Genomic DNA, 23,980 nt, shown 5'->3' with positions numbered 1-23,980 from the left:
GCCCCAGCGGCGTCAGTCAGCGCAAACAAGAAGAAAAGTCCTGGTCAGCGTCAACCGACCAGGACTTTTCGGACAAATCTGCGCAGGTTTCCGGACGTCTTGACCGCTACTTGACGACTTCGGCGAGCTGTGCGGCCTCGCGTTCCGCCGCTTCGCGCAGTGCGGAGACCGACGGTCCGAGCTTCAGTACGCCCCGGCTGACGCTCGGCACGACGTTGCGCACGGCCTCCCCGAAGACCCGCGGAAGGTCGGCCGCCGTCGCGCCCTGGGCCCCGATGCCGGGGGCGAGCAGCGGGCCGTTCACGGCGAGGTCCACACCCGCCTGGTCGAGCGTCGCGCCGACGACCGCGCCGACCGATCCGAGCGGCAGGTCGCCCTCGTTCTCCGCCGCGATGTGGTTCAGCATCACCTGCGCGAGGGACGCGCCGCTCGCCGTGGTTGACCGCTGCACCTCCGCGCCCTCCGGATTGGAGGTCAGGGCGAGCACGAAGACGCCGCTTCCGCTCGCCCGGGCGGCGTCCAGGGCGGGACGCAGCGAGCCGAACCCCAGGTACGGGCTGACGGTGACCGCGTCCGAGAACAGCGACGAGGCGGGGTCCAGGTAGGTGGCCGCGTACGCGGCCATGGTGGAGCCGATGTCGCCGCGCTTGGCGTCCATCAGCACCAGGGCACCGGCCGCGCGGGCCTCGGCGACGGCCGTCTCCAGGACGGCGATGCCGCGCGAGCCGAAGCGCTCGAAGAAGGCGCTCTGCGGCTTGAGGACGGCGACCCGGTCGGCCAGCGCCTCCACCACGGTGCGGGTGAAGCGCTCCAGTCCGGCGACGTCGTCCTGCAGGCCCCAGTCGGAGAGCAGGGAGGAGTGCGGGTCGATGCCGACGCAGAGCGGTCCACGGGTGTCCATGGCGCGGCGCAACCGGGCGCCGAAGGGCTCGGGGTTCATCGCGGGGTGGCTTCCTTCCGGGTCTCTGCGCCGACGGCGTCGGCGAGGGTGGCGTACGGGCTGGCCTGCAGCAGCCCGGCGAGGTCCCGGTGGATCGTGCGGCACCAGAAGGGACCTCGGTAGACGAAGGCGCTGTAGCCCTGCACGAGGGTGGCGCCGGCCAGGATGCGCTGCCAGACGTCCTCCGCGCTCTCGACCCCGCCCACGCCGACGAGGGTGATGCGGTCGCCGACGCGGGCGTACAGGCGGCGCAGCACCTCCAGGGAGCGTTCCTTGAGGGGGGCGCCGGACAGCCCGCCGGTCTCCTTGACCAGCGAGGCGTCCGAGCGCAGTCCGAGGCCGTCGCGGGCGATGGTGGTGTTGGTGGCGATGATGCCGTCCAGACCGATGTCGAGGGCCAGGTCGGCGACGGCGTCCACGTCCTCGTCGGCGAGGTCGGGGGCGATCTTGACCAGCAGGGGGACGCGGCGATCGGCCACGGTGCGGTCGGCGGCCTCACGGACGGCGCTGAGCAGCGGCCGGAGGTGGTCGACGGCCTGCAGGTTCCGCAGTCCGGGGGTGTTGGGCGAGGACACGTTGACGACGAGGTAGTCCGCGTGCCGGGCGAGCCGCTCGGTGGAGGTGACGTAGTCGGCGACCGCCTCCTCCTCCGGGACGACCTTGGTCTTGCCGATGTTGACGCCGACCATGGTCGGGAAGACCGCCTTGCGGGCGGCCAGGCGCGCGGCGACGGCGGCAGAACCCTCGTTGTTGAAGCCCATGCGGTTGATCAGGGCGCGGTCGGCGACCAGGCGGAACAGCCGCTGCCTGGGGTTGCCCGGCTGCGGCTGGGCGGTGACGGTGCCGATCTCAACGTGGTCGAAGCCGAGCATGGTGAGCCCGTCGATGCCGACGGCGTTCTTGTCGAAGCCGGCCGCCAGCCCGAAGGGGCCCTGCATCCGGCGGCCCAGCGCCTCGGTGCGCAGTGCCGGGTGCCGCGGCGCGAGCAGCGCGGCGGCGAAGGTGCGCAAGCCGGGGATCCGGGCGGCGAGCCGGATCCACCCGAAGGCGAGGTGATGGGCCTGCTCGGGGTCGAGGCGCTTGAAGAACAGGTTGAACAGCAGGGAGTACATGCGAAGCCTTCCACGGCGGGCTGGGGGTCCCCCCGTGCCGCGGGCCACGGGGGCAGGGCGCGGGGGCTCGTGGAGAGGGGGACACCGGATCGGTGTCCCCCTCCCGGGCCTACGCCTCGCGGGCGGCGGTCAGGTGCTCCGCGTGTTCCTGGAGGGAGCGGACCCCGACGTCGCCGCGGTTGAGCGCGTCGACGCCCTGGACGGCGGCGGCGAGCGCCTGCACCGTCGTCAGGCACGGGACGCCGCGGGCGACGGCCGCGGTGCGGATGTCGTAGCCGTCGAGGCGGCCGCCGGTGCCGAACGGGGTGTTGACGATGAGGTCGATGGCGCCCTCGTGGATGAGCTCGATGATGGTCGGCTCGCCGTTGGGGCCGGTGCCCTCGCTCTTCTTGCGCACCACGGTGGCCTCGATGCCGTTGCGCTTGAGCACCTCGGCCGTGCCGGAGGTGGCCAGCAGCTCGAAGCCGTGCTCGACCAGCGCCCGGGCCGGGAAGATCAGCGCGCGCTTGTCGCGGTTGGCGACCGAGACGAAGGCGCGGCCCTTGGTCGGCAGCGCACCGTAGGCGGCGGCCTGCGACTTGGCGTACGCCGTGCCGAAGACCGAGTCGATGCCCATGACCTCGCCGGTGGAGCGCATCTCCGGGCCGAGGATGGTGTCGACGCCCCGGCCGTGCACGTCGCGGAAGCGGCTCCAGGGCAGCACGGCCTCCTTGACGGAGATCGGCGCGTCCAGCGGCAGGGTGCCGCCGTCGCCGTGGGCCGGGAGGAGGCCCTCGGCGCGCAGCTCGGCGATGGTGGCGCCGAGCGAGATGCGGGCGGCCGCCTTGGCCAGCGGGACCGCCGTCGCCTTGGAGGTGAAGGGCACGGTGCGGGAGGCGCGCGGGTTGGCCTCCAGCACGTAGAGGATGTCCCCGGCCAGGGCGAACTGGATGTTGATCAGGCCCTGGACGCCGACGCCCTTGGCGATGGCCTCGGTGGAGGCGCGCAGCCGCTTGACGTCGTGGCCGCCGAGGGTGATCGGGGGCAGGGCGCACGCGGAGTCGCCGGAGTGGATGCCGGCCTCCTCGATGTGCTCCATGACGCCGCCGAGGTAGAGCTCGTGGCCGTCGTAGAGCGCGTCGACGTCGATCTCGATGGCGTCGTCGAGGAAGCGGTCGACCAGCACCGGGCGGTCCGGGCCGATCTCGGTGGACTCGGCGATGTACGAGGCGAGGCGGGTCTCGTCGTAGACGATCTCCATGCCGCGGCCGCCGAGCACGTACGAGGGCCGCACCAGGACCGGGTAGCCGATCTCGTCGGCGATGGCCTTGGCCTCCTCGAAGGTGGTGGCGGTGCCGTGCTTGGGGGCGGGCAGGCCCGCCCGGTCCAGGACGCGGCCGAAGGCGCCGCGGTCCTCGGCGAGGTGGATGGCCTCGGGCGAGGTGCCGACGACCGGCACGCCGTTGTCCTTCAGGGCCTGGGCAAGGCCGAGCGGGGTCTGGCCGCCGAGCTGGACGATGACGCCCGCGACGGGGCCGGCCTGCTGCTCGGCGTGGACGATCTCCAGCACGTCCTCCAGGGTGAGCGGCTCGAAGTAGAGCCGGTCGGAGGTGTCGTAGTCGGTGGAGACGGTCTCGGGGTTGCAGTTGACCATGACGGTCTCGTAGCCCGCGTCGCTCAGCGCGAAGGAGGCGTGGACGCACGAGTAGTCGAACTCGATGCCCTGGCCGATGCGGTTGGGACCGGACCCCAGGATGATCACCGCGGGCTTCTCGCGCGGCGCGACCTCGCTCTCCTCGTCGTAGGACGAGTAGAAGTACGGGGTGCGGGCGGCGAACTCGGCGGCGCAGGTGTCGACCGTCTTGTAGACCGGCCGGACGCCCAGCGCGTGCCGGACCTCGCGGACGACGTCCTCGCGCAGGCCGCGGATCGCGGCGAGCTGCACGTCGGAGAAGCCGTACCGCTTGGCCTCGGCGAGCAGCTCGGGGTCGAGCTTGTCGGCGGCCGAGAGCTCGTCGGCGATCTCCTTGATCAGGAAGAGCTGGTCCACGAACCAGGGGTCGATCTTCGTGGCGTCGAAGACCTCCTGCGGGGTGGCGCCGGCCCGGATCGCCTGCATGACGGTGTTGATCCGGCCGTCGGTGGGGCGCCGGGCGGCGAGCAGCAGCTCGCCCTTGTCGCCCGGGTCGCCGGTGAAGGCGAACTGGCTGCCCTTCTTCTCCAGGGAGCGCAGCGCCTTCTGCAGCGCCTCGGGGAAGTTGCGGCCGATGGCCATGGCCTCGCCGACCGACTTCATGGTGGTGGTGAGGGTGGCGTCGGCGACGGGGAACTTCTCGAAGGCGAACCGCGGCACCTTGACGACGACGTAGTCGAGCGTCGGCTCGAAGGAGGCCGGGGTCTGCTCGGTGATGTCGTTGGGGATCTCGTCGAGGGTGTAGCCGACGGCGAGCTTGGCGGCGATCTTGGCGATCGGGAAGCCGGTCGCCTTGGAGGCGAGCGCCGAGGAGCGGGAGACCCGCGGGTTCATCTCGATGACGATGACCCGGCCGTCCTCGGGGTCGACGGCGAACTGGATGTTGCAGCCGCCGGTGTCGACGCCGACCTCGCGGATGACGGCGATGCCGACGTCGCGCAGGATCTGGTACTCCCGGTCGGTCAGCGTCATCGCGGGCGCGACGGTGATGGAGTCACCGGTGTGCACGCCCATGGGGTCGAAGTTCTCGATGGAGCAGACGACCACGACGTTGTCGTGCTTGTCGCGCATCAGCTCCAGCTCGTACTCCTTCCAGCCGAGGATGGACTCCTCCAGGAGCACCTCGGTGGTCGGGGAGAGCGTCAGGCCCTGGCCGGCGATGCGGCGCAGCTCCTCCTCGTCGTGGGCGAAGCCGGAGCCGGCGCCGCCCATGGTGAAGGAGGGACGGACGACGACCGGGTAGCCGCCGAGGGTGTCGACGCCGGCGAGGACGTCGTCCATGGTGTGGCAGATGACCGACCGGGCGGACTCGCCGTGGCCGATCTTGGCGCGGACGGCCGCGACGACGTCCTTGAACAGGTCGCGGTCCTCGCCCTTTTTGATGGCCTCGACGTTGGCGCCGATCAGCTCGACCCCGTACTTGTCGAGGACGCCCGCCTTGTGGAGCGAGATCGCGGTGTTGAGCGCGGTCTGGCCGCCCAGGGTGGGCAGGAGCGCGTCGGGGCGCTCCTTGGCGATGATCTTCTCGACGAACTCGGGGGTGATCGGCTCGACGTAGGTGGCGTCGGCGATCTCCGGGTCGGTCATGATCGTGGCCGGGTTGGAGTTGACCAGGATCACGCGCAGGCCCTCGGCGCGCAGGACGCGGCAGGCCTGGGTGCCGGAGTAGTCGAACTCGGCGGCCTGGCCGATGACGATCGGGCCGGAGCCGATGACCAGGACGGACTGGATATCGGTGCGCTTAGGCACGCTGGCCCTCCATGAGCTTCACGAAGCGGTCGAACAGGTACGCGGCGTCGTGCGGACCCGCGGCGGCCTCGGGGTGGTACTGGACGCTGAATGCGGGGGTGTCGAGCAGCCGCAGGCCCTCGACCACGTTGTCGTTGAGGCACACGTGGGAGACCTCGACCCGCCCGTACGGGGTGTCGCTGACCTGGTCGAGCGGCGCGTCCACGGCGAAGCCGTGGTTGTGGGCGGTGACCTCGACCTTGCCGGTGGAACGGTCCTGCACCGGCTGGTTGATGCCGCGGTGGCCGTACTTCAGCTTGTAGGTGCCGAAGCCGACGGCGCGGCCGAGCAGCTGGTTGCCGAAGCAGATGCCGAACAGCGGGGTCTTCCGCTCCAGGACGCCCTGGATGACGGTCAGGTCGGCGGTGGCCGGGTCGCCGGGGCCGTTGGAGAGGAACACGCCGTCGGGGTTGACCGCGTAGACCTCGTCCAGGGTGGCGCCGGCGGGCAGCACGTGCACCTCGATGCCGCGTTCGGCCATGCGCTGCGGGGTCATCCCCTTGATGCCGAGGTCGATCGCGGCGACGGTGAACTTCTTCTCGCCGACCGCCGGGACGACGTACGGCTCCTTGGTGGCGACCTCGGCCGACAGGTCGGCGCCCTTCATCTGGGGGCTGGCCTGGACCGCCGCCAGGAGCGCGGTCTCGTCGGTCTGCGCCTTGTCGCCGGAGAAGATGCCGACGCGCATCGCGCCGCGCTCGCGCAGGTGCCGGGTCAGCGCCCGGGTGTCGATGCCGCTGATCCCGACGACGCCCTGGCGGGTCAGCTCCTCGTCCAGGGTGCGACGGGAGCGCCAGTTGGACGGTACGCGGGCGGGGTCGCGGACGACGTAACCGGCCACCCAGATGCGGGAGGACTCCGGGTCCTCGTCGTTGACGCCGGTGTTGCCGACGTGCGGGGCGGTCATGACAACGACCTGGCGGTGGTACGACGGGTCCGTCAGGGTCTCCTGGTAGCCGGTCATGCCGGTGGAGAAGACGGCCTCGCCGAAGGTCTCCCCCACGGCCCCGTAGGCGCGGCCGCGGAAGGTGCGGCCGTCCTCCAGGACGAGTACGGCAGGGACCCTCGCGGGCCGCTGGGTGGAGGTCGTCATCGTGCGCCTTCCTGGTCGTGCGTGAGAGTGTTCAGGGCCTCGACCCACGCGGCGTGCTCGGCGGCGTGGTCCGAGCGGAAGCCGGAGTCGATCAGCCGGTCGCCGTGCGCCCAGGTGACCACCAGCAGGCCGCCCTCGGTGAGGACCTTGCCGGCGATGCCCTTGTCGAGGCGTGCGCCGCGCAGGTCCGCGGCCGGGACGAAGAAGCTCGGCGCGCCGGTGCGCCGGACGTCCAGCCCCCGGTCGGTGAGGGTGAGCTCGACCCGGCTGCGCACGCCCAGGCCGTGGGCGACGATGCGGTCCAGCCACTGCCCGGCGGTGGTGCTGCCGTGGTACCGGCCACTCGTCGTCAGCATGGCGAGCCGGGGCTCGCCGGGCTCCTCGGGGGCGGTGGGCAGGGCGGGCAGGTCGCTCTGGAGGGTGCCGCGCCACTTCCAGCCCTGGCGCATCAGCCAGTAGACGAGGGCGATGAAGAGCAGCAGCCCGACGACCCAGCCGATGCGGGCCGACCAGTCGGTGACCTCGGCGGAGTGCTTCCCCTCCGCCGCGATGAGTACCAGAGGTGTCACGAGAGCTTCCCGTCCATGACCGTCGCCTTGCCCCGCAGGAAGGTGGCGAACACCTGGCCCGGCAGCTCCAGACCCTCGTACGGGGTGTTGCGGCTGCGGGAGGCGAAGCCCGCGGGATTCACCACACCACGGTATGCCGGATCGACCAGGGTGAGGTTCGCGGGCTCACCAGCCGAGACGGGCCGTCCGTGGCCGGAGAGCCGGCCGATCGCCGCGGGACGGAACGACATCCGGTCGGCGACGCCGGCCCAGTCGAGCAGGCCCGTGTCCACCATGGCGTGCTGGACGACCGACAGCGCGGTCTCCAGGCCGATCATGCCCATGGCCGCCGCGCCCCACTCGCAGTCCTTGTCCTCGTGCGGGTGCGGGGCGTGGTCGGTGGCGACGCAGTCGATCGTGCCGTCGGCGAGCGCCTCGCGCAGCGCCATGACGTCGGCCTCGGTACGCAGGGGCGGGTTGACCTTGTAGACCGGGTTGTAGGTGCGCACCAGCTCGTCGGTGAGGAGCAGGTGGTGTGGGGTGACCTCGGCGGTAACGTCCCAGCCCTTGGACTTGGCCCAGCGGACGATCTCGACCGAGCCGGCCGTGGACAGGTGGCAGACGTGCACGCGGGAGCCGACGTGCGCGGCGAGCAGCACGTCACGGGCGATGATCGACTCCTCGGCGACGGCCGGCCAGCCGGTCAGACCCAGCTCGCCGGAGACGAGGCCCTCGTTCATCTGGGCGCCCTCGGTCAGCCGGGGCTCCTGGGCGTGCTGGGCGACGACGCCGTCGAAGGCCTTCACGTACTCCAGGGCGCGGCGCATCATCACGGCGTCGTCGACGCATTTGCCGTCGTCGGAGAAGACCCGCACACCGGCGGCGGAGTCGGCCATCGCGCCGAGCTCGGCGAGCTTCTTGCCCTCCAGGCCCACGGTGACGGCGCCGACCGGCTGGACGTCGCAGTAGCCGTGCTCACGGCCGAGGCGCCAGACCTGCTCGACGACGCCGGCGGTGTCGGCGACGGGGAAGGTGTTGGCCATCGCGTGGACGGCGGTGTAGCCGCCCGCGGCGGCCGACCGCGTACCGGTGAGGACGGTCTCGGAGTCCTCGCGACCCGGCTCGCGCAGGTGCGTGTGGAGGTCGACCAGGCCCGGCAGGAGGACCTTGCCCTCGGCCTCGACCACCGTGGCGCCCTCGGGGGCGGTCAGGTCCGGGCCGACCTCGGCGATGGTCTCGCCGTCGATCAGGACGTCCTGCGGCTCTCCGCCGAGGATCCTCGCGCCGCGGATCAGCGTCTTCGGGGTCGCGCTCATGCTTGGTTGTTCTCCTCGGTGCGGGCGGGGGCGGGGGCGGAGACGGCGGGCTCGGCGCCGCCGAGCAGCAGGTACAGGACGGCCATGCGGATGCTGACGCCGTTCTTCACCTGTTCGACCGCGGTGCAGCGCGGCGAGTCGGCGACCTCGGCGGTGATCTCCATGCCGCGGTTCATCGGGCCGGGGTGCATGACGACGGCGTGCTCGGGCAGCGCGGCCATGCGCAGGCCGTCGAGGCCGTAGCGGCGGGAGTACTCGCGCTCGGTGGGGAAGAAGGCGGCGTTCATGCGCTCGCGCTGGACGCGCAGCATCATCACGGCGTCGGACTTGGCGAGCACCGCGTCCAGGTCGTAGGAGACCTCGCAGGGCCAGTTCTCGACGCCGATCGGCAGCAGGGTGGGCGGCGCCACCAGGGTGACCTCGGCGCCGAGCGTGCCCAGCAGCAGCACGTTGGAGCGGGCCACCCGGCTGTGCAGCACGTCGCCGACGATGGTGATGCGGCGTCCCGCCAGGTCGCGGCCGGGGCCGGACAGGTGGCGGCGCATGGTGAAGGCGTCGAGCAGGGCCTGCGTGGGGTGCTCGTGGGTGCCGTCGCCGGCGTTGACGACGCTGCCGCCGATCCAGTCGGAGTACGCCAGCCGGTGCGGGGCGCCGGACATGTGGTGGCGGATGACGACGGCGTCGGCGCCCATGGCCTCCAGGGTGAGGGCGGTGTCCTTCAGGGACTCGCCCTTGGACACCGAGGAGCCCTTGGCGGAGAAGTTGATGACGTCGGCCGACAGGCGCTTGGCGGCGGCCTCGAAGGAGATGCGGGTGCGGGTCGAGTCCTCGAAGAAGAGGTTGACGACCGTGCGGCCGCGCAGGGTCGGCAGTTTCTTGATGGGACGGTCGGCGACGCGGGCCATCTCCTCCGCCGTGTCGAGCACGAGGAGGGCGTCGTCACGGGTGAGGTCGGCGGCCGAGATCAGGTGGCGCTTCATCGGGTCACTCCGGAGGATGCGTGCGGAGGCGGACTGGGTGGCGGCACGCCACGTCTCCCGGGCAGGCCGGGGGCGGGGACGGGCGGGCAGGGCGCTGCCCCGGGAGCCGGGGCGGGCCCGCGCTACTCGTCCGCCGGGGAGCCGTCGCGTACGCCGAGCAGGACGCAGTCGCGCCCGTCCTCCTCGGTCAGGTGGACCTTGACGGTCTCGCGCAGCGAGGTGGGGATGTTCTTGCCGACGTAGTCGGCCCTGATGGGCAGCTCGCGGTGGCCGCGGTCGACCAGGACGGCCAGCTGCACGGCGCGGGGGCGGCCGATGTCGCCCAGCGCGTCGAGGGCGGCGCGGATCGTGCGGCCGGAGAAGAGCACGTCGTCGACGAGGACGACCAGCCGGCCGTCCACCCCGTCGGCCGGGATCTCGGTGCGGGCGAGCGCGCGCGCCGGGCCGAGCCGCAGGTCGTCGCGGTACATGGTGATGTCGAGCGAGCCGACCGGGACCTTGCCGCCGGTGATGACGTCGAGCTTGTCGGCGAGCCTGCGGGCCAGATGGACCCCGCGGGTGGGGATGCCGAGGAGAACCACGTCGTCCGCGCCCTTGGCGCGTTCGACGATCTCGTGCGCGATGCGGGTCAGCACCCGCGCGATGTCCGGGGCCTCGAGGACGGGCCGGACCGGATCGGAACCGATGACGGTCATGGAAAAGGGACCTCCTTCCCCGCCTCACTGGACGGGCCTTAAAGGACGCCAAAACGTACGGGTCAACCGTATCAGGCACCCTGGCGTGCTCCCTGGCGGGGCCTGGCGGCCGCCTGGCGCGGCTCTCGGGGCGGGTCCGCCACCCGTACCACGATCGACTGCGGATCCCGGCCGAAAGGCCGGTGACCGGCCATTCCTCGCTCTTCCGGGGGACCGGTGTGGACCATTCGGCTTGACGGATTCCAATTACGCTGCGTAACCTCACAGTGAGTTACTGAGTTTCCGTCCGGGGAGCCATATGTCCAGCGATTACGCCAAGCAGCTCGGAGCGAAGCTCCGCGCCATCCGCACACAGCAGGGACTCTCCCTCCACGGTGTCGAGGAGAAGTCCCAGGGCCGCTGGAAGGCCGTGGTGGTCGGTTCCTACGAGCGCGGCGACCGCGCCGTGACCGTGCAGCGCCTCGCCGAGCTCGCCGACTTCTACGGCGTTCCGGTCCAGGAGCTGCTGCCCGGTTCCGCGCCCGGCGGTGCCGCCGAGCCGCCGCCGAAGCTCGTCCTCGACCTCGAGCGACTGAGCCAGGTGCCGTCCGACAAGGCCGGTCCGCTGCAGCGCTACGCCGCGACCATCCAGAGCCAGCGCGGCGACTACAACGGCAAGGTGCTGTCGATCCGCCAGGACGACCTGCGCACCCTCGCCGTCATCTACGACCAGTCGCCCTCGGTCCTGACCGAGCAGCTGATCAGCTGGGGCGTCCTCGACGCGGACGCACGGCGCGCGGTGCAGCACGAGGAGGGCTGACGCCCTCGGGAAGCAGAAACGTCCCGCCCCTTGGGCGCGGCCGCCAGGCCGCGTCTGAGGGGCGGTTGTGTTTGCCGCCCCGTCGCCCGCCCCGGCGCGGCGCGCCACGCGCCGGACGGACACGCCACGGGCCCGGAACGCGCGGCGTTCCGGGCCCGGTGGGCGGTGTCGGGGGCTAGTCGTCCCGGAGGCTGGGCTTCAGCTCCTTGAGACGGGCCAGCAGGCCGTTCACGAACGAGGGCGACTCCTCCGTGGAGAACTCCTTGGCCAGCTGCACGGCCTCGTCCAGGACGACGGCGTCGGGGACGTCGTCCTCCCAGATCAGCTCGTAGGCGCCGAGCCGCAGGATGTTCCGGTCGGTCACCGGCATCCGGTCGAGGGTCCAGCCCACGGCGTGCTTCGACAGCAGTTCGTCGATGCGCCTCGCCCGTTCGGCGTAGCCCTCGACGAGCTGCATCGTGTATTCGCTGACCGGCGGCTGCCGGTCGTCGGTCCGGGCGAGCCTGATCCAGTCCGCCATGGCGGTCTTGGGGCTGACACCCCGCTGCTCCGCCTCGAAGAGGATCTGGAAGGCGCGCTTGCGGGCCTTGTTACGAGCGGCCACGGTTAGCTGGTCACCCGGCCGAGGTACTCACCCGAGCGGGTGTCGACCTTGATCTTCTCACCGGTGGTGATGAAGAGCGGGACGCCGATCTCGTAGCCGGTCTCCAGCTTGGCGGGCTTGGTGCCGCCGGTGGAGCGGTCGCCCTGGACGCCGGGCTCGGTGTACTCGATGACCAGCTCGACGGCGGCCGGGAGCTCGATGTAGAGCGGGGAGCCCTCGTACATGGCGACGACGGCCTCGAAGCCCTCCAGGAGGAAGTGGGCGGCGTCGCCGACGACCTCGGGGGTGATGTAGACCTGGTCGTACGTGTCCATGTCCATGAACACGAAGCTCTCGCCGTCCTTGTAGGAGAACTGCATCCCGCGCTTGTCGACGTTGGCCGTCTCGACCTTCACGCCGGCGTTGAAGGTCTTGTCGACGACCTTTCCGGAGAGCACGTTCTTGAGCTTCGTACGGACGAAGGCGGGGCCCTTGCCGGGCTTGACGTGCTGGAACTCGACGACGGACCAGAGCTGGCCGCCGTCGAGCTTGAGCACGAGGCCGTTCTTGAGGTCGTTCGTGGTGGCCACGGTTGCGGAATCTCCTGCACTGCTGCTTCGGGGACCCGGAGCCGCGGCCGCCCTCTACAGGGCGAGCAGCTCCTTGGTCGTGATGGTGAGTAGCTCGGGCCCGCCGTCCGTCGGTGGACGCACGACGAGTGTGTCGTCGATGCGGACACCGCCACGGCCCGGGATGTGGACTCCCGGTTCGACGGTGACCGGCACGCAAGCGTCCAGTTTACCCATGGCCGAGGGGGACAACCGCGGGTCCTCGCCGATCTCCAGTCCGACGCCGTGTCCGGTGGACTCCCCCAGGGCCTCGCCATGGCCCCCGGACTCCAGTACGTGGCGTGCCGCGTGGTCCACGTCGCGGCAGGCGGCGCCTGGTGCGAGGGCCTCGCGGCCGGCCCGCTGGGCCGCGAAGACCAGGTCGTACAGCTCGATCTGCCAGTCCGCGGGCGAGGTGCCGATGACGAAGGTGCGCCCCACCTCACAGCGGTAGCCGCGGTAGCAGGCGCCCAGGCACACGGTGAGGAAGTCGCCCTCCTCGACCCGCCGGTCGGTGGGCAGATGGCGCGCCGCGCCCGAATGGGGGCCGGTGCCCACGCAGGTGGGGAAGGCCGGGCCGTCGGCACCGTGGTCGATGAGGCGGCGCTCCAGCTCCAGGGCGAGGTGGCGTTCGGTGCGGCCCACCAGGATCGACTCCAGGAGCTCGCTGAGCGCCTGGTCGGCGATCTCGGCGGCGATCCGCAGCGCGGAGATCTCCTGCTCGTCCTTGACCAGGCGGAGCTGCTCCACGGCCGAGCCGAGGTCGGAGAGGCGTACGCCCGGCGCGGCGCTGCCGACGGCGCGGTGCCGCGCGACGGTGAGGTGGTGCTCCTCGACGGCCAGGGCCTCCGCCTTGCGGTCCGCGGCCAGCGCGGCGGCCGTGACCGCCGGGTCGCCGTCGGGGCCGGACAGGACGACGGCCCGCACGTCGTCGGGGAGCCGGCCCTCGGCCAGGTCGCCGGACGGGTGGCGGTGGTGGACCAGCACGTCCTCGGGACCCGGCCCCACGAGCAGCACGGTCCCCGGCGGGGCGCAGCCCGTCAGGTAGCGGACGTTGGCGGGCCTGGAGACGAGCGCCGCCGCCGATCCGGCCGCCGCGCAGCGGTCCCGGAGGCGTTCCCTGCGGGCAGCGTGCACCTCGGACATGTGGCGAGCGTACGTCGCGGGCCGCCGGTCGGCCTGTCGAGAGCCGCCGGGCGGTGACCACCCGGCGGCTACCAGGCGGGCGGGCCCTGGAGGCTGCGGGTGACGACGCCGTCGAGCGCGGCGGCGGCCGCGGCGACGTCGAGGTGGGAGTTGTCGATGATGGGCAGCCCCGAGCCGTACCAGCCGGCCATGCGGCCGTGGATGCGGGCGACCTCCTCGTCCGACAGGCGCCGGTTGCCGCTGCGCTGGGCGTTGCGGGCCAGCACGACGTCGAGGCCGGGGAGGAGGACGACGGGCAGCAGACCGGGCCCCACGTGCCGCTTCCAGCCGCCGAGGCCGACGACCGGGCGGTCGGGGAAGACCGCGTCGTCGATGATGCAGGAGATGCCGTTCGCCAGGAAGTTGCGGGCCGCGAAGCCGCAGGTGCGGCGGGCGAGGCGGTACTGCGCCTCGGAGTGGTCGTTCCACCCGGACTGCGGGTCGGCGAAGCCGGAGCGGACCCACTCGCGGACGTCGTCCAGGCTGATGTGGGCGGTCGGTACGCCCCGGTGGTCGGCCCAGTGCCGGGCGATGGTCGTCTTGCCCGCGCCGGCCGCGCCGATCAGCAGGACCGCGACGGGGCCGTGCGTGGTGCCCGTGAACGGCGCGCCGCCGCCGGCGCCGGGCTGCGGGGGCGGCGGGACCGGGTGCTGGACGGGGGCTCCCTGGGCCATCGGGAAGTGGCCGGTGGTGCCCGGGGGCTGCGGCGGCGGCCCTGGCTGCCCGGCCTGCTGCCCACCGTGCGGCGGTGGCAGCGGCGCACCCACGGCATGCTGCATCGAGGCCACTCCGTCCGTACAAGAGCTTTCAGGTTCGACCGAACGGTACCGTCAACGGCCGCAGTTGTGTGAACGGCCGGGCAGCCCACGAGGTGCCCGGCCGTTCGGGATCCGCCGTCCCGTGCGCGTGCGGGCCTACGCGGAGATCTCCGCGTAGGCCGCGAGGAGCACCCCGGGGTCGGGGGCCTCCAGGACGGTCGGCTTGGCGAGGCCGTCCAGCACGATGAAGCGCAGCCGGTCGGCGCGCGACTTCTTGTCCACCTTCATGGTCTCCAGCAGCCGCGGCCACTGGTCGCCGCGGTAGGTCAGCGGCAGGCCGACGGACCCCAGCACGGAGCGGTGGCGGTCGGCGGTGGCGTCGTCCAGACGCCCGGCCAGGCGGCCGAGTTCGGCGGCGAACACCATGCCGATGGAGACGGCGGCGCCGTGCCGCCAGTTGTAGCGCTCGTTCTTCTCGATGGCGTGGCCGAGGGTGTGGCCGTAGTTGAGGATCTCGCGCAGGCCCGACTCCTTGAGGTCCGCGGAGACCACCTCGGCCTTGACGCGGATGGCGCGTTCGAGGAGCTCGGCGGTGTGCGGCCCCTCGGGGCCGCGGGCGGCGGCCGGGTCCTGCTCGATCAGGTCCAGGATCACGGGGTCGGCGATGAAGCCGGCCTTGATGATCTCGGCGAGACCGCTGACGTAGTCGTTGACCGGCAGCGACTCCAGCGCCGCGAGGTCGCAGAGCACCCCGGCGGGCGGGTGGAAGGCGCCGACGAGGTTCTTGCCCTCGGCGGTGTTGATGCCGGTCTTGCCGCCGACCGCGGCGTCCACCATGCCGAGCACGGTGGTCGGCACGGCGACCCAGCGGACCCCGCGCAGCCACGTCGCCGCGACGAACCCGGCGAGGTCGGTGGTGGCACCGCCGCCGACGCCGACGATGACATCCGTACGGGTGAAGCCCGACTGCCCGAGCGCCCGCCAGCAGTACGCCGCGACCTCGGTGGTCTTGGCCTCCTCGGCGTTGGGCACCTGGATGGCGACGGCCTCGTAGCCCTGCTCCGCCAGGTCCTCGCGCAGCGCCTGGCCGGTGGCCTCCAGGGCCTCGGGGTGGATGACGGCGACCCGCACCGCCTTGTCGCCGATCAGGCCCGGCAGCTCGCCGAGCAGCTGCCGGCCGACCAGCACCTCGTACGGCTCGGTGCCCGCACTGCCCCCGACCTGGATGCGGATGGGGGCGTGGGCGGCGTGCTCCGTCATGCGTTCTTCAGCTCCAGTGCGTCCAGGACGGCGTCCGCGACGTCCTCGGGGGTCCGGCCCTCCGTGCTGACCACGGCGCGGGCGACCTCGGTGTACAGCGGGCGGCGGGCCTCCATCAGCTCGCGCCACTGCCGCCGCGGGTTGACGGCGAGCAGCGGGCGGGCGGTGTCGAGGCCGACGCGCTTGACCGCCTCGGCGACGTCCATGTCGAGGAAGACCACGGGCAGCCCGGCGAGCAGCTTGCGGGTGCCCTCGTCGAGGATCGAGCCGCCGCCGAGCGCGAGCACGCCCCGGTGCTCGGCGAGCGCGACGCGGACGGCCCCGGCCTCCAGCGCGCGGAAGTGCTCCTCGCCGTCCTCGACGAAGATGTCCGCGATCGGCCGGCCCTCGGCCTCGACGATGTCGGCGTCGGTATCGCGGCAGGTCGTGCCCAGCCGCAGGGCGATCAGCTCGCCGACGGTGCTCTTGCCGACCCCCATCGGGCCGATCAGGACGACGACCGGGCCGCTCATCGGATCACCAGGTTGTCGAGGTAGCCGCGCACGTTGCGACGGGTCTCGGTGAGGCTGTCGCCGCCGAACTTCTCCGCGACCGCGTCGGCCAGGACCAGGGCGACCATCGCCTCGGCGACGATGCCCGCGGCCGGGACGGCGCAGACGTCGGAACGCTGGTGGTGGGCCTGGGTGGCCTCGCCGGTGGTCACGTCCACGGTGGCCAGGGCACGCGGCACGGTGGCGATGGGCTTCATCGCGGCACGCACCCTCAGCAGCTCGCCGGTGCTCAGGCCGCCCTCGGTACCGCCGGAACGGCCCGTGGAGCGGCGGATGCCGTCCTGGGTGGCGACGATCTCGTCGTGCGCCTTGGAGCCGGGGACGCGGGCGAGCTCGAAGCCGTCGCCGACCTCGACGCCCTTGATGGCTTGGATGCCCATGAGGGCGGCGGCCAGCCGGGCGTCCAGCCGGCGGTCCCAGTGCACGTGGCTGCCGAGGCCGACGGGCACGCCGTAGGCGAGCACCTCGACGACGCCGCCGAGCGTGTCGCCGTCCTTGTGGGCCTGGTCGATCTCGGCGACCATCCGCTTGCTCGCGTCCGCGTCGAGGCAGCGCACGGGGTCGGCGTCGAGCCTGTCGACGTCGGCGGGGGTGGGGTAGACCCCGTACGGGGCCTTGGCCGCGGCGAGCTCCACCACGTGGGAGACGATCTCGATGCCCGCCGTCTCCTTGAGGTAGGAGCGGGCCACGGCGCCGAGCGCGACACGGGCCGCGGTCTCGCGGGCGGAGGCGCGCTCCAGGATCGGCCGGGCCTCGTCGAAGCCGTACTTCTGCATGCCCGCGAGGTCGGCGTGGCCGGGGCGCGGCCGGGTCAGCGGGGCGTTGCGCGCGAGCCCGGCGAGGACCTCGGGGTCCACCGGATCGGCCGCCATGACCTGCTCCCACTTGGGCCACTCGGTGTTCCCCACCATGATCGCGACCGGGGAGCCCATGGTGAGCCCGTGGCGCACGCCGCCGAGGAAGGTGACCTGGTCCTGCTCGAACTTCATACGGGCACCGCGGCCATAGCCGAGCCGCCGCCGCGCGAGGTGGTCCGCCACCATCTCGGTGGTGATCGGCACGCCGGAGGGCAAGCCCTCCAGCGTCGCGACGAGTGCGGGGCCGTGCGACTCCCCCGCGGTCAGCCAGCGCAACCTGCTCAACGGTGCTCGCTCCTTCATCATCGCCCGGACCGCGGCGAGGCGGACCGGACCATCCGTGCGTAAACCGATCCTTTCACGTCCGGCGGCGAGGGCGGGGCGCGGTCCGCTGGGCGGACAGCGCCGTGGACACCTCCGGACCGGTCAGGGGTGGTGCAGCGCCGCCTCGCCGGCCGCCCGCATGGCCGCCAGGGGGGCCGGCTTGCGGCCGGTCATCAGCTCCACCTGCAGCACCGCCTGGTGCACCAGCAGGTCGAGTCCGCCGACGACGGCCCCTCCCCGCTCCGCCCAGGCCGACGCCAGGGTGGTGGGCCAGGGGTCGTACAGCACGTCGAAGAGCGTGCCGGGCCGCTCCGGCACGGCGGCGGCGAGCGCGTCGGCGGTGCCGGCCGGCGTCGTGGAGATCACCAGGGGCGCGGCCAGGGCCTGCTCGGCGTCCTCCCAGGGGGCCGTCCGCACGGCCACGCCGAGGCGCTCGCCCCACTGCCGCATCTCGCCGGCGCGGGTGTCGCTGCGCACGTACGCGGTGACCTCGCCGTCGCAGATCTGCGCCAGCGCGGCCAGCGCGGACGAGGCGGTCGCCCCGGCGCCGAGCACGGCGGCGGAGCCGACGCGTCCGACGCCGCGCTCGCGCAGGGCCGCCACCATCCCGGGGATGTCGGTGTTGTCGCCCAGCCGGCGTCCGTCCTCGGTGAGCACCAGCGTGTTGACGGCCTCGACGGCCGAGGCGGTGTCGCTGACCTCGTCCAGCAGCGGGATGACCGCCCGCTTGAGCGGCATGGTCAGCGACAGCCCGGCCCAGCGTCCGCCGCCGGGCAGCTCGGCCAGCCGGGCCAGGAAACCGGGCAGCGCGGCCTCGTCGACCTCGAAGCGGTCGTACGTCCAGTCGTCCAGCCCCAGTTCCGCGTAGGCGGCGCGGTGCAGCACCGGGGAGAGGGAGTGCGTGATCGGCGATCCGAGGACCGCTGCCCTAGGCACGCGCGGCCTCCCGCGGGCTCTTCGTCATGGGCTGGTCCCCTCGGCTGCGTGGTGTCCGTCGATCCGGGCCGCCCCTGTCCGGCCGGCGGCGGGGACGCCCGGTCGAGTCTAGGGCCTCAAGATCCGCCCGGTCGGGGCGGCGGTCGGGACGGCAGCGGGGCGCCGCACGGGGGACGTTCCCCGTGCGGCGCCCCGGCGGCGGCTCAGCCGTTGTGCTTCTTGTCGAACTCCCTGGCGAGCTTGTCGTGTTCCGCGAGTGTCTCCGTGAACTTGGTCGTGTGCCCGTCGAGGGAGATGAAGTAGTACCACTTGCCCGGTTCGGGATCCATGGCCGCGGCCAGCGCCTTCGCGCCGGGGTTGCCGATCGGCCCCGGCGGGAGCCCCCGGTAGTAGTACGTGTTGTAGGCGTCGTCGTAGGTACGGAGCTCCTTGAGCGAGAGGTTGATCTCGCTCTGGTTCTTCAGGTAGTTGTACGTCGAGTCGAACTCGAGCTTGCCGTTGGTCTCGGTGTTGGTCGGCTTGAGGCGGTTGTAGACGACCCGCGACATCTTCCGGAAGTCCTCGTCCGACTTGCCCTCGGCCTGCACCAGGCTGGCCAGGGTGACGACCTGCAGCGGTGACTCCAGCCCGAGTTTCTCGGCCTTCGCCTCGACGTCGTACTTGGTGTACTGCTTCTTGGCGTTGGTGACCATGCTGCGCAGCAGGTCGGCGGGCTTGGTGTCCTTGCCGACGCTGTAGCGGCTCGGCCAGAGGAAGCCCTCCAGCGGATCCTTGATGTCCTTGTTGTCGTCCGCCCAGTCGGGCAGCCCGAGCTTGCCGACCTGGTCCTTGGCGACCTTGGCGGTGGCGCCCTTGTCGAGTCCCAGTTTGGCGTCGATGATCGCGTAGATCTGCACGTCGCGCAGGCCCTCGGCGATGACCAGGACGTTCTGCGACTTCGGGTCGAGCATCATCGTGACGGCGCTGGACGCGGCCATCTCCTTGTGCAGGACGTAGACGCCCGCCTGGATGGAGTTGCCCTCCGGGTTCTTGCTGACGGCCGCCGTGAAGGCGTCGACGCTCTTGACCACGCCGGCCTTCTTGAGGATGTTGCCGATCTGGATGCCGCTCGCGCCCTGCGGTACCTCGACCTGGACCTCGCCGCTGCCCTGCCCCGCGAAGTCCGGGGGCGGGCCGAAGTTGCTCTGGTAGTAGCGGTAGCCGAACCAGCCGGCCCCGGCGATGCCGCCGCCGAGGACGACCAGCACGACCAGGCACGCCATGCCGGAGCGGCGCTTCTTGCCGCCCTGCCCGGTCTTGCCGCCCCTGCCGGCGCGGCCGCGCCGGTCGTTGCGGCCCGGCTGCGGCTCGTCGTCCTCGTCGTCGTCCGCGCCGGAGAAGAAGGAGTGGTCGTCGGCGGCGCCCACCTCGTCGTCCCAGAGCGGGGCTTCCTGCTCGGCCGGCCGGGGGCGCTGTGGCCGCTGCTGCGGTTGCGGCTGAGGCTGCTGCGGCTGCTGTTGCTGAGGCTGCTGCTGGTACTGGGGCTGCTGTTCCGGGTAGCGCTGGTCGGGCCGCTGCGGGGGCGGGTAGCCGCCCTGCCCGTAGTAGTCGGGCTGCTGCTGGCCGCCGTACCCGTCCTGGCCGTAGCCGGCCGGGGCGCCCCAGGAGTCGTACTGCTGCTGCGGGTCGTACGCGTACTGCTGCTGCTGACCGGTGTCGCCGTAGGGGTCCCAGCCGCCCTGCTGCGAGTACTGAGGGTGGTGCTGCTGGTTCTGCGGGTGCTGATGTTGCTGCTGGTTCTGTTGCTGCTGGTTCTGCGGGTGCTGATGTTGCTGCTGCTGGTACTGGGAATACTGCTGTTGCTGCTGGTGCTGCTGCTGTCCCCATTGGTCACCGAAGAGAGGGTCTTCGGGGTGCCATGCTTCGGAGCCCGGGCTCCGGCCATAGTCAGTCATCGATCCCCTACGGTTCGGTTCGCGAGGCGGCAGCCGGCCGGCGCTTGTGGCGCGGGCGGGAGGGTCCCGACCCGTCGGCACCCACGGATTCCAGCTGTGGAGCCGCCGTGCTGCGCGGAACGTTACCGTACCGCGATCAGATAAACGGTTCGACGCTCTCGCCCGGCTCTTTACCAGACACCCGTTCGGTCTCGAGGGCGCTCTGGAGGATGACCACGGCCGCCGCCTGGTCGACGACGGAACGTCCCTTCTTGGCCTTGACGCCCGATGCGCGCAGGCCCTGGGTGGCCGTGACGGTGGTCATCCGCTCGTCAACGAGGCGCACCGGAACGGGGGAGATGATCTTCGCCACATCCTGGGCGAACTCGCGGGCCTTGGCCGCGGCCGGCCCCTCCCGCCCGCTGAGCGAGCGGGGCAGGCCGACCAGCACCTCGATCGGCTCGTACTCCTCGATGATCTGCGCGATGCGACGGCGCGCGGCCGGGACGTCCCGGCCGGGAACCGTCTCGACGGGTGTGGCGATCAGCCCGTCGGGGTCGCACGAGGCGACCCCGATGCGGGCGTCCCCGACGTCGATCGCGATCCTGCGACCCCTGCGCATCGACGACCTCAGGCAGTCTCGGCGACGAGGCGCTGCACGGCGGCGATGGCCTCGCCGACCGCGTCCGCGTTCTGGCCGCCGCCCTGGGCGACGTCCGGCTTGCCGCCACCGCCGCCGCCGAGGGTCTTGGCGGCGGTGCGGACCAGCTCGCCGGCCTTCAGGCCGCGCTCACGGGCGGCCTCGTTGGTGGCGATGACGGTCAGCGGACGGTCGTTGGCGACGGTGAACAGGGCCACGACGGCAGCGCGGCCGCCGCTGATCCGCTGGCGGACGTCCAGGACGAGCTTGCGCAGGTCGTCCGCGCCGGTGCCGTCCGGCACCTGGCCGGTGACCAGGGCCACACCCTTGACGTCCTGGGCGGAGGCGGCGAGCCCGGCGGCGGCCTGCAGGACCTTCTCGGCGCGGAAGCGCTCGATCTCCTTCTCGGCCTCCTTGAGCTTGGCGAGCATGCCGGAGATCTTCTCCGGGAGCTCCTCCGGACGGCCCTTGACCAGCTGCTGGAGCTGGGCCACGACCGTGTGCTCGCGGGCGAGGAAGTTGTACGCGTCCACGCCGACCAGGGCCTCGACCCGGCGCACGCCGGAACCGATCGAGGACTCGCCGAGCAGCTTCACCAGGCCCAGCTGGGCGGTGTTGTGGACGTGCGTGCCGCCGCAGAGCTCCTTGGAGTAGTCGCCGATCGTCACGACGCGCACCCGCTCGCCGTACTTCTCGCCGAACTCGGCGATGGCGCCCGCCTTCTTGGCCTCGTCGATGCTCATGATCTCGGCGGTGACGTCGAGTTCGCGGGAGAGCACGGCGTTGATCTTCTGCTCGACGTCCGTCAGCACACTGCCCGGCACGGCGGCCGGCGAGCCGAAGTCGAAGCGGAAACGGCCCGGGGAGTTCTCCGAACCGGCCTGGGCGGCGGTGGGGCCGAGCGCGTCGCGCAGCGCCTGGTGGGTGAGGTGGGTGGCGCTGTGGGCGCGGGCGATGGCACGGCGGCGGCCGAGGTCGATCTTGCCGAACGCGGCGGAGCCGACGGTCACCTCGCCGACCTGGACGCTGCCCTTGTGCACGGTGACGCCGGGCACGGGCTGCTGCACGTCGCGCACCTCGATGACGGCGCCCGAGTCGGTGCGGATGCGGCCGGTGTCGGCGAGCTGGCCGCCACCCTCGGCGTAGAAGGGGGTGCGGTCGAGGATGACCTCGACCTCGTCGCCCTCGTTGGCGGCCGGCGAGGGCACACCGTCGACCAGCAGGCCGACGACACTGGCCTCGCCCTCGTTGTCGGTGTACCCGGTGAAGACGGTGCTCCCGGCCGCGTCGGCGATGGAGCGGTACGCCGACATGTCGACATGACCGCTCTTCTTCACCAGGGCGTCGGCCTTGGCGCGGTCCCGCTGCTCCTTCATCAGGCGGCGGAACCCGTCCTCGTCCACCGACAGGCCCTGCTCGGCGGCCATTTCGAGGGTGAGGTCGATCGGGAAGCCCCAGGTGTCGTGGAGCAGGAAGGCCTTGTCGCCGGAGAGCACACCGGAACCGGCGGACTTGGCCTCGGTGACGGCGGTGTCCAGCACATTGGTGCCGGCCTTCAGCGTCTTGAGGAAGCGGGTCTCCTCGGCGAGGGCGACCGTCTCGATGCGCTTGCGGTCCTCGACGAGCTCCGGGTACTGCTGACCCATCGTCTTGATGACGGTGTCGACGAGGTCGCCGACGACGGCGTCCGTGGCACCGAGCAGCCGCATGTTGCGGATGGCGCGGCGCATGATGCGGCGCAGCACGTAGCCGCGGCCCTCGTTGCCGGGGGTGACGCCGTCGCCGATCAGCATGACGGAGGTGCGCATGTGGTCGGCGACCACGCGCAGCGAGACGTCGGAGTCGTGCGCGGCGCCGTAGGCGACGCCGGTGAGCTCGGTGGCCTTGTCGATGACCGCGCGCAGGGTGTCGGTCTCGTACATGTTCTGCACGTCCTGCAGGATCATGGCGAGACGCTCGAGACCGAGACCGGTGTCGATGTTCTGCGCGGGCAGGTCGCCGAGGATCGGGAACTCCTCCTTGCCGGTCCCCTCCCCGCGCTCGTACTGCATGAAGACCAGGTTCCAGATCTCCACGTACCGCTCGTCGTTGACGGCAGGGCCGCCCTCGACGCCGAACTCGGGGCCGCGGTCGTAGTTGATCTCGGAGCACGGGCCGCAGGGTCCGGGGACGCCCATGGACCAGAAGTTGTCCTTCATGCCCAGGCGCTGGATGCGCTCGGCGGGCACGCCCACGACCTCGCGCCAGATCTGCTCGGCCTCGTCGTCGTCCTTGTAGACGGTGATCCACAGCCGCTCGGGGTCGAGACCGTAACCGCCGTCCGCCACGGAGCTGGTGAGCAGCTCCCAGGCGAACTTGATGGCGCCTTCCTTGAAGTAGTCGCCGAACGAGAAGTTGCCGCACATCTGGAAGAACGTGCCGTGGCGGGTGGTCTTGCCGACCTCTTCGATGTCGGGCGTGCGGACGCACTTCTGCACGCTGGTGGCGCGCGGGAAGGGCGGCTTGACCTCACCCAGGAAGTAGGGCTTGAACGGGACCATGCCCGCGGGCACCAGAAGGAGCGTGGGGTCGTCGGCGATGAGCGACGCCGACGGCACGACGGTGTGCCCGCGCTCTTCGAAGAAACGCAGCCAGCGGCGGCGGATTTCTGCCGACTCCATCAGTGTTCGTCCTTCCGGTGGTGGTACGCGATCTCCGGCCGCTGGGCCGGCATGTCGAGGTCGGGGGCCGGACGGCCCAGTTGGTCGTTGAGCTGTTCCTCGCGCTCGGTCATCCCGGCGCGGACGTCCTGCGCGAAGGTGCGCAGCCGGTCCCCGGCCTCGAGGGCCTTGTCGGCCGCCTTCGCCGCGAGGCTCTCGGGGGTCAGGCTGCGGATCTTGCGATGGACCTTGTTGGTGGCCCACACCCCGGCGGCGGCACCGGCGGTGAACCAGAAGGCACGGCGGAACATGCAGGTCAGCCCCTTGACTTACGGCTGCGGGCGGACGGAAGCGTCCGGCCGACGACCACGGTGCGCTTCTTGGCGGCGCCCTTGGCCTGGAGGGTGACCGCACGCCGCACGCCGTAGCCGAAGGCCGCGACCTTCACGAGGGGGCCTCCGAAGGTGGAGGCGACGGTCGTGGACAGGGCGGAGGCGTTCGCGGTCACCTCGGCGACGTCGGAGGTGATGGTGTCCACGCGGGCCAGCTGGGCGTGGGCGGAACGGACCGCCTCGGAGGCCTCGCCGAGCAGCGGCACGGCCTGGTCGGTCACCTCCGCCACGAGGCGGGTGGCCTGACGGAGCGCCTGCGCGAGCCGCACGAGTGCCACGGCGAGGAACGACACCAGGATCGCCCAGAAGACGGCCACGATGAGGCCGGCCACCTCTCCACCGGACACGCTGCCACTCCCTCGGATCCACCGCGCCAACCAGGTACCGATCA

At 71.9% G+C, this 23,980-nt stretch carries 22 protein-coding genes; 1 reads left to right on the top strand and 21 read right to left on the bottom strand.

All coding sequences use genetic code 11. From position 1 onward, the window contains the following. Positions 1 to 106 precede the first annotated feature (106 nt). From pyrF to pyrR, 8 genes are all read right to left on the bottom strand, one after another. Positions 107 to 940 (bottom strand): orotidine 5'-phosphate decarboxylase, encoded by an 834-nt coding sequence (gene pyrF / locus ACFV3E_RS10100; protein WP_499510765.1) that lies wholly within the window; start codon positions 938 to 940, stop codon positions 107 to 109. Then, positions 937 to 2,052: a quinone-dependent dihydroorotate dehydrogenase gene (locus tag ACFV3E_RS10095; RefSeq protein WP_500534231.1), complete on the bottom strand. Its 1,116-nt coding sequence runs from the start codon at positions 2,050 to 2,052 to the stop codon at positions 937 to 939. The genes pyrF and ACFV3E_RS10095 overlap by 4 nt, the downstream gene beginning before the upstream one ends. Positions 2,053 to 2,161: 109 nt before the next feature. Next, positions 2,162 to 5,473 carry a carbamoyl-phosphate synthase large subunit gene (gene carB, locus ACFV3E_RS10090; protein ID WP_500534230.1) on the bottom strand — a complete coding sequence of 1,104 codons (3,312 nt, stop codon included), beginning with the start codon at positions 5,471 to 5,473 and terminating at the stop codon, positions 2,162 to 2,164. After that, entirely contained in the window at positions 5,466 to 6,605 is a 1,140-nt protein-coding gene (gene carA / locus ACFV3E_RS10085; protein ID WP_500534229.1) for a glutamine-hydrolyzing carbamoyl-phosphate synthase small subunit, read from the bottom strand. Before carA ends, carB begins: the two co-directional genes overlap by 8 nt. Next, a complete protein-coding gene (locus ACFV3E_RS10080; protein ID WP_500534228.1) occupies positions 6,602 to 7,174 on the bottom strand; it encodes a PH-like domain-containing protein in 573 nt (190 codons plus the stop codon). Before ACFV3E_RS10080 ends, carA begins: the two co-directional genes overlap by 4 nt. Continuing rightward, on the bottom strand, positions 7,171 to 8,469 hold the full coding sequence (locus ACFV3E_RS10075; RefSeq protein WP_500534227.1) for a dihydroorotase: 1,299 nt from the start codon (positions 8,467 to 8,469) through the stop codon (positions 7,171 to 7,173). The genes ACFV3E_RS10080 and ACFV3E_RS10075 overlap by 4 nt, the downstream gene beginning before the upstream one ends. Next, positions 8,466 to 9,449, bottom strand: a complete 984-nt coding sequence (locus ACFV3E_RS10070; protein WP_499510771.1) for an aspartate carbamoyltransferase catalytic subunit — start codon at positions 9,447 to 9,449, stop codon at positions 8,466 to 8,468. The genes ACFV3E_RS10075 and ACFV3E_RS10070 overlap by 4 nt, the downstream gene beginning before the upstream one ends. 122 nt (positions 9,450 to 9,571) lie before the next feature. After that, positions 9,572 to 10,144: a bifunctional pyr operon transcriptional regulator/uracil phosphoribosyltransferase PyrR gene (gene pyrR / locus ACFV3E_RS10065; RefSeq protein WP_500534226.1), complete on the bottom strand. Its 573-nt coding sequence runs from the start codon at positions 10,142 to 10,144 to the stop codon at positions 9,572 to 9,574. Between the two features lie 298 nt (positions 10,145 to 10,442). Between pyrR and bldD the strand changes: the two genes are divergently transcribed. Continuing rightward, the gene (bldD, locus tag ACFV3E_RS10060; protein ID WP_018564185.1) at positions 10,443 to 10,943 is read left to right on the top strand and encodes a transcriptional regulator BldD; all 501 of its coding nucleotides are present in this window, start codon (positions 10,443 to 10,445) and stop codon (positions 10,941 to 10,943) included. Positions 10,944 to 11,118: 175 nt separating this feature from the next. Here bldD and nusB read toward each other — a convergent pair whose 3' ends face one another. From nusB to ACFV3E_RS09995, 13 genes are all read right to left on the bottom strand, one after another. After that, positions 11,119 to 11,547, bottom strand: coding sequence for a transcription antitermination factor NusB (nusB, locus tag ACFV3E_RS10055; RefSeq protein ID WP_500534225.1), 429 nt, complete (start codon positions 11,545 to 11,547; stop codon positions 11,119 to 11,121). A gap of 2 nt (positions 11,548 to 11,549) precedes the next feature. Then, the gene (efp, locus tag ACFV3E_RS10050; protein WP_319134977.1) at positions 11,550 to 12,116 is read right to left on the bottom strand and encodes an elongation factor P; all 567 of its coding nucleotides are present in this window, start codon (positions 12,114 to 12,116) and stop codon (positions 11,550 to 11,552) included. 54 nt (positions 12,117 to 12,170) lie between these two features. Further along, positions 12,171 to 13,280, bottom strand: a complete 1,110-nt coding sequence (locus ACFV3E_RS10045; RefSeq protein WP_500370567.1) for a M24 family metallopeptidase — start codon at positions 13,278 to 13,280, stop codon at positions 12,171 to 12,173. A gap of 68 nt (positions 13,281 to 13,348) precedes the next feature. Then, on the bottom strand, positions 13,349 to 14,098 hold the full coding sequence (locus ACFV3E_RS10040) for an AAA family ATPase (protein WP_500534224.1): 750 nt from the start codon (positions 14,096 to 14,098) through the stop codon (positions 13,349 to 13,351). 135 nt (positions 14,099 to 14,233) lie between these two features. Continuing rightward, positions 14,234 to 15,337 (bottom strand): 3-dehydroquinate synthase, encoded by a 1,104-nt coding sequence (gene aroB, locus ACFV3E_RS10035; protein WP_500370564.1) that lies wholly within the window; start codon positions 15,335 to 15,337, stop codon positions 14,234 to 14,236. Next, positions 15,334 to 15,849 carry a shikimate kinase gene (locus ACFV3E_RS10030; protein ID WP_500534223.1) on the bottom strand — a complete coding sequence of 172 codons (516 nt, stop codon included), beginning with the start codon at positions 15,847 to 15,849 and terminating at the stop codon, positions 15,334 to 15,336. Before ACFV3E_RS10030 ends, aroB begins: the two co-directional genes overlap by 4 nt. Then, positions 15,846 to 17,030: a chorismate synthase gene (gene aroC, locus ACFV3E_RS10025; RefSeq protein ID WP_500534222.1), complete on the bottom strand. Its 1,185-nt coding sequence runs from the start codon at positions 17,028 to 17,030 to the stop codon at positions 15,846 to 15,848. The genes ACFV3E_RS10030 and aroC overlap by 4 nt, the downstream gene beginning before the upstream one ends. Before the next feature lie 141 nt (positions 17,031 to 17,171). After that, on the bottom strand, positions 17,172 to 18,005 hold the full coding sequence (locus ACFV3E_RS10020; protein WP_500534221.1) for a shikimate dehydrogenase: 834 nt from the start codon (positions 18,003 to 18,005) through the stop codon (positions 17,172 to 17,174). Between the two features lie 203 nt (positions 18,006 to 18,208). Then, on the bottom strand, positions 18,209 to 19,939 hold the full coding sequence (gene mltG / locus ACFV3E_RS10015) for an endolytic transglycosylase MltG (protein WP_500534220.1): 1,731 nt from the start codon (positions 19,937 to 19,939) through the stop codon (positions 18,209 to 18,211). 136 nt (positions 19,940 to 20,075) lie between these two features. Beyond that, positions 20,076 to 20,540: a Holliday junction resolvase RuvX gene (gene ruvX, locus ACFV3E_RS10010; RefSeq protein WP_499510782.1), complete on the bottom strand. Its 465-nt coding sequence runs from the start codon at positions 20,538 to 20,540 to the stop codon at positions 20,076 to 20,078. Positions 20,541 to 20,548: 8 nt separating this feature from the next. Continuing rightward, complete coding sequence (gene alaS, locus ACFV3E_RS10005) at positions 20,549 to 23,218, bottom strand: alanine--tRNA ligase (protein ID WP_500534219.1); 2,670 nt, start codon at positions 23,216 to 23,218, stop codon at positions 20,549 to 20,551. Beyond that, on the bottom strand, positions 23,218 to 23,508 hold the full coding sequence (locus tag ACFV3E_RS10000) for a DUF6167 family protein (RefSeq protein ID WP_500534218.1): 291 nt from the start codon (positions 23,506 to 23,508) through the stop codon (positions 23,218 to 23,220). Before ACFV3E_RS10000 ends, alaS begins: the two co-directional genes overlap by 1 nt. 5 nt (positions 23,509 to 23,513) lie before the next feature. Then, a complete protein-coding gene (locus ACFV3E_RS09995) occupies positions 23,514 to 23,936 on the bottom strand; it encodes a DUF948 domain-containing protein (RefSeq protein ID WP_450385979.1) in 423 nt (140 codons plus the stop codon). Positions 23,937 to 23,980 lie beyond the last annotated feature (44 nt).

It is taken from the genome of Streptomyces sp. NPDC059718 (assembly GCF_042733315.1).
Taxonomy (GTDB): Bacteria; Actinomycetota; Actinomycetes; order Streptomycetales; family Streptomycetaceae; genus Actinacidiphila.
This window is presented reverse-complemented; position numbering and strand designations above follow the sequence as displayed.

Excerpts from the sequence above, each read along its gene's own strand:
- pyrR (WP_500534226.1), bottom strand. The coding sequence starts at position 10,144 with ATGACCGTCATCGGTTCCGATCCGGTCCGGCCCGTCCTCGAGGCCCCG.
- bldD (WP_018564185.1), top strand. The coding sequence starts at position 10,443 with ATGTCCAGCGATTACGCCAAGCAGCTCGGAGCGAAGCTCCGCGCCATC.
- ruvX (WP_499510782.1), bottom strand. The coding sequence starts at position 20,540 with ATGCGCAGGGGTCGCAGGATCGCGATCGACGTCGGGGACGCCCGCATC.
- ACFV3E_RS10030 (WP_500534223.1), bottom strand. The coding sequence starts at position 15,849 with ATGAGCGGCCCGGTCGTCGTCCTGATCGGCCCGATGGGGGTCGGCAAG.
- ACFV3E_RS10095 (WP_500534231.1), bottom strand. The coding sequence starts at position 2,052 with ATGTACTCCCTGCTGTTCAACCTGTTCTTCAAGCGCCTCGACCCCGAG.
- ACFV3E_RS10000 (WP_500534218.1), bottom strand. The coding sequence starts at position 23,508 with ATGTTCCGCCGTGCCTTCTGGTTCACCGCCGGTGCCGCCGCCGGGGTG.
- alaS (WP_500534219.1), bottom strand. The coding sequence starts at position 23,218 with ATGGAGTCGGCAGAAATCCGCCGCCGCTGGCTGCGTTTCTTCGAAGAG.
- ACFV3E_RS10070 (WP_499510771.1), bottom strand. The coding sequence starts at position 9,449 with ATGAAGCGCCACCTGATCTCGGCCGCCGACCTCACCCGTGACGACGCC.
- mltG (WP_500534220.1), bottom strand. The coding sequence starts at position 19,939 with ATGACTGACTATGGCCGGAGCCCGGGCTCCGAAGCATGGCACCCCGAA.
- ACFV3E_RS10045 (WP_500370567.1), bottom strand. The coding sequence starts at position 13,280 with ATGTCCGAGGTGCACGCTGCCCGCAGGGAACGCCTCCGGGACCGCTGC.
- aroB (WP_500370564.1), bottom strand. The coding sequence starts at position 15,337 with ATGACGGAGCACGCCGCCCACGCCCCCATCCGCATCCAGGTCGGGGGC.
- pyrF (WP_499510765.1), bottom strand. The coding sequence starts at position 940 with ATGAACCCCGAGCCCTTCGGCGCCCGGTTGCGCCGCGCCATGGACACC.
- ACFV3E_RS10075 (WP_500534227.1), bottom strand. The coding sequence starts at position 8,469 with ATGAGCGCGACCCCGAAGACGCTGATCCGCGGCGCGAGGATCCTCGGC.
- carA (WP_500534229.1), bottom strand. The coding sequence starts at position 6,605 with ATGACGACCTCCACCCAGCGGCCCGCGAGGGTCCCTGCCGTACTCGTC.
- ACFV3E_RS10040 (WP_500534224.1), bottom strand. The coding sequence starts at position 14,098 with ATGCAGCATGCCGTGGGTGCGCCGCTGCCACCGCCGCACGGTGGGCAG.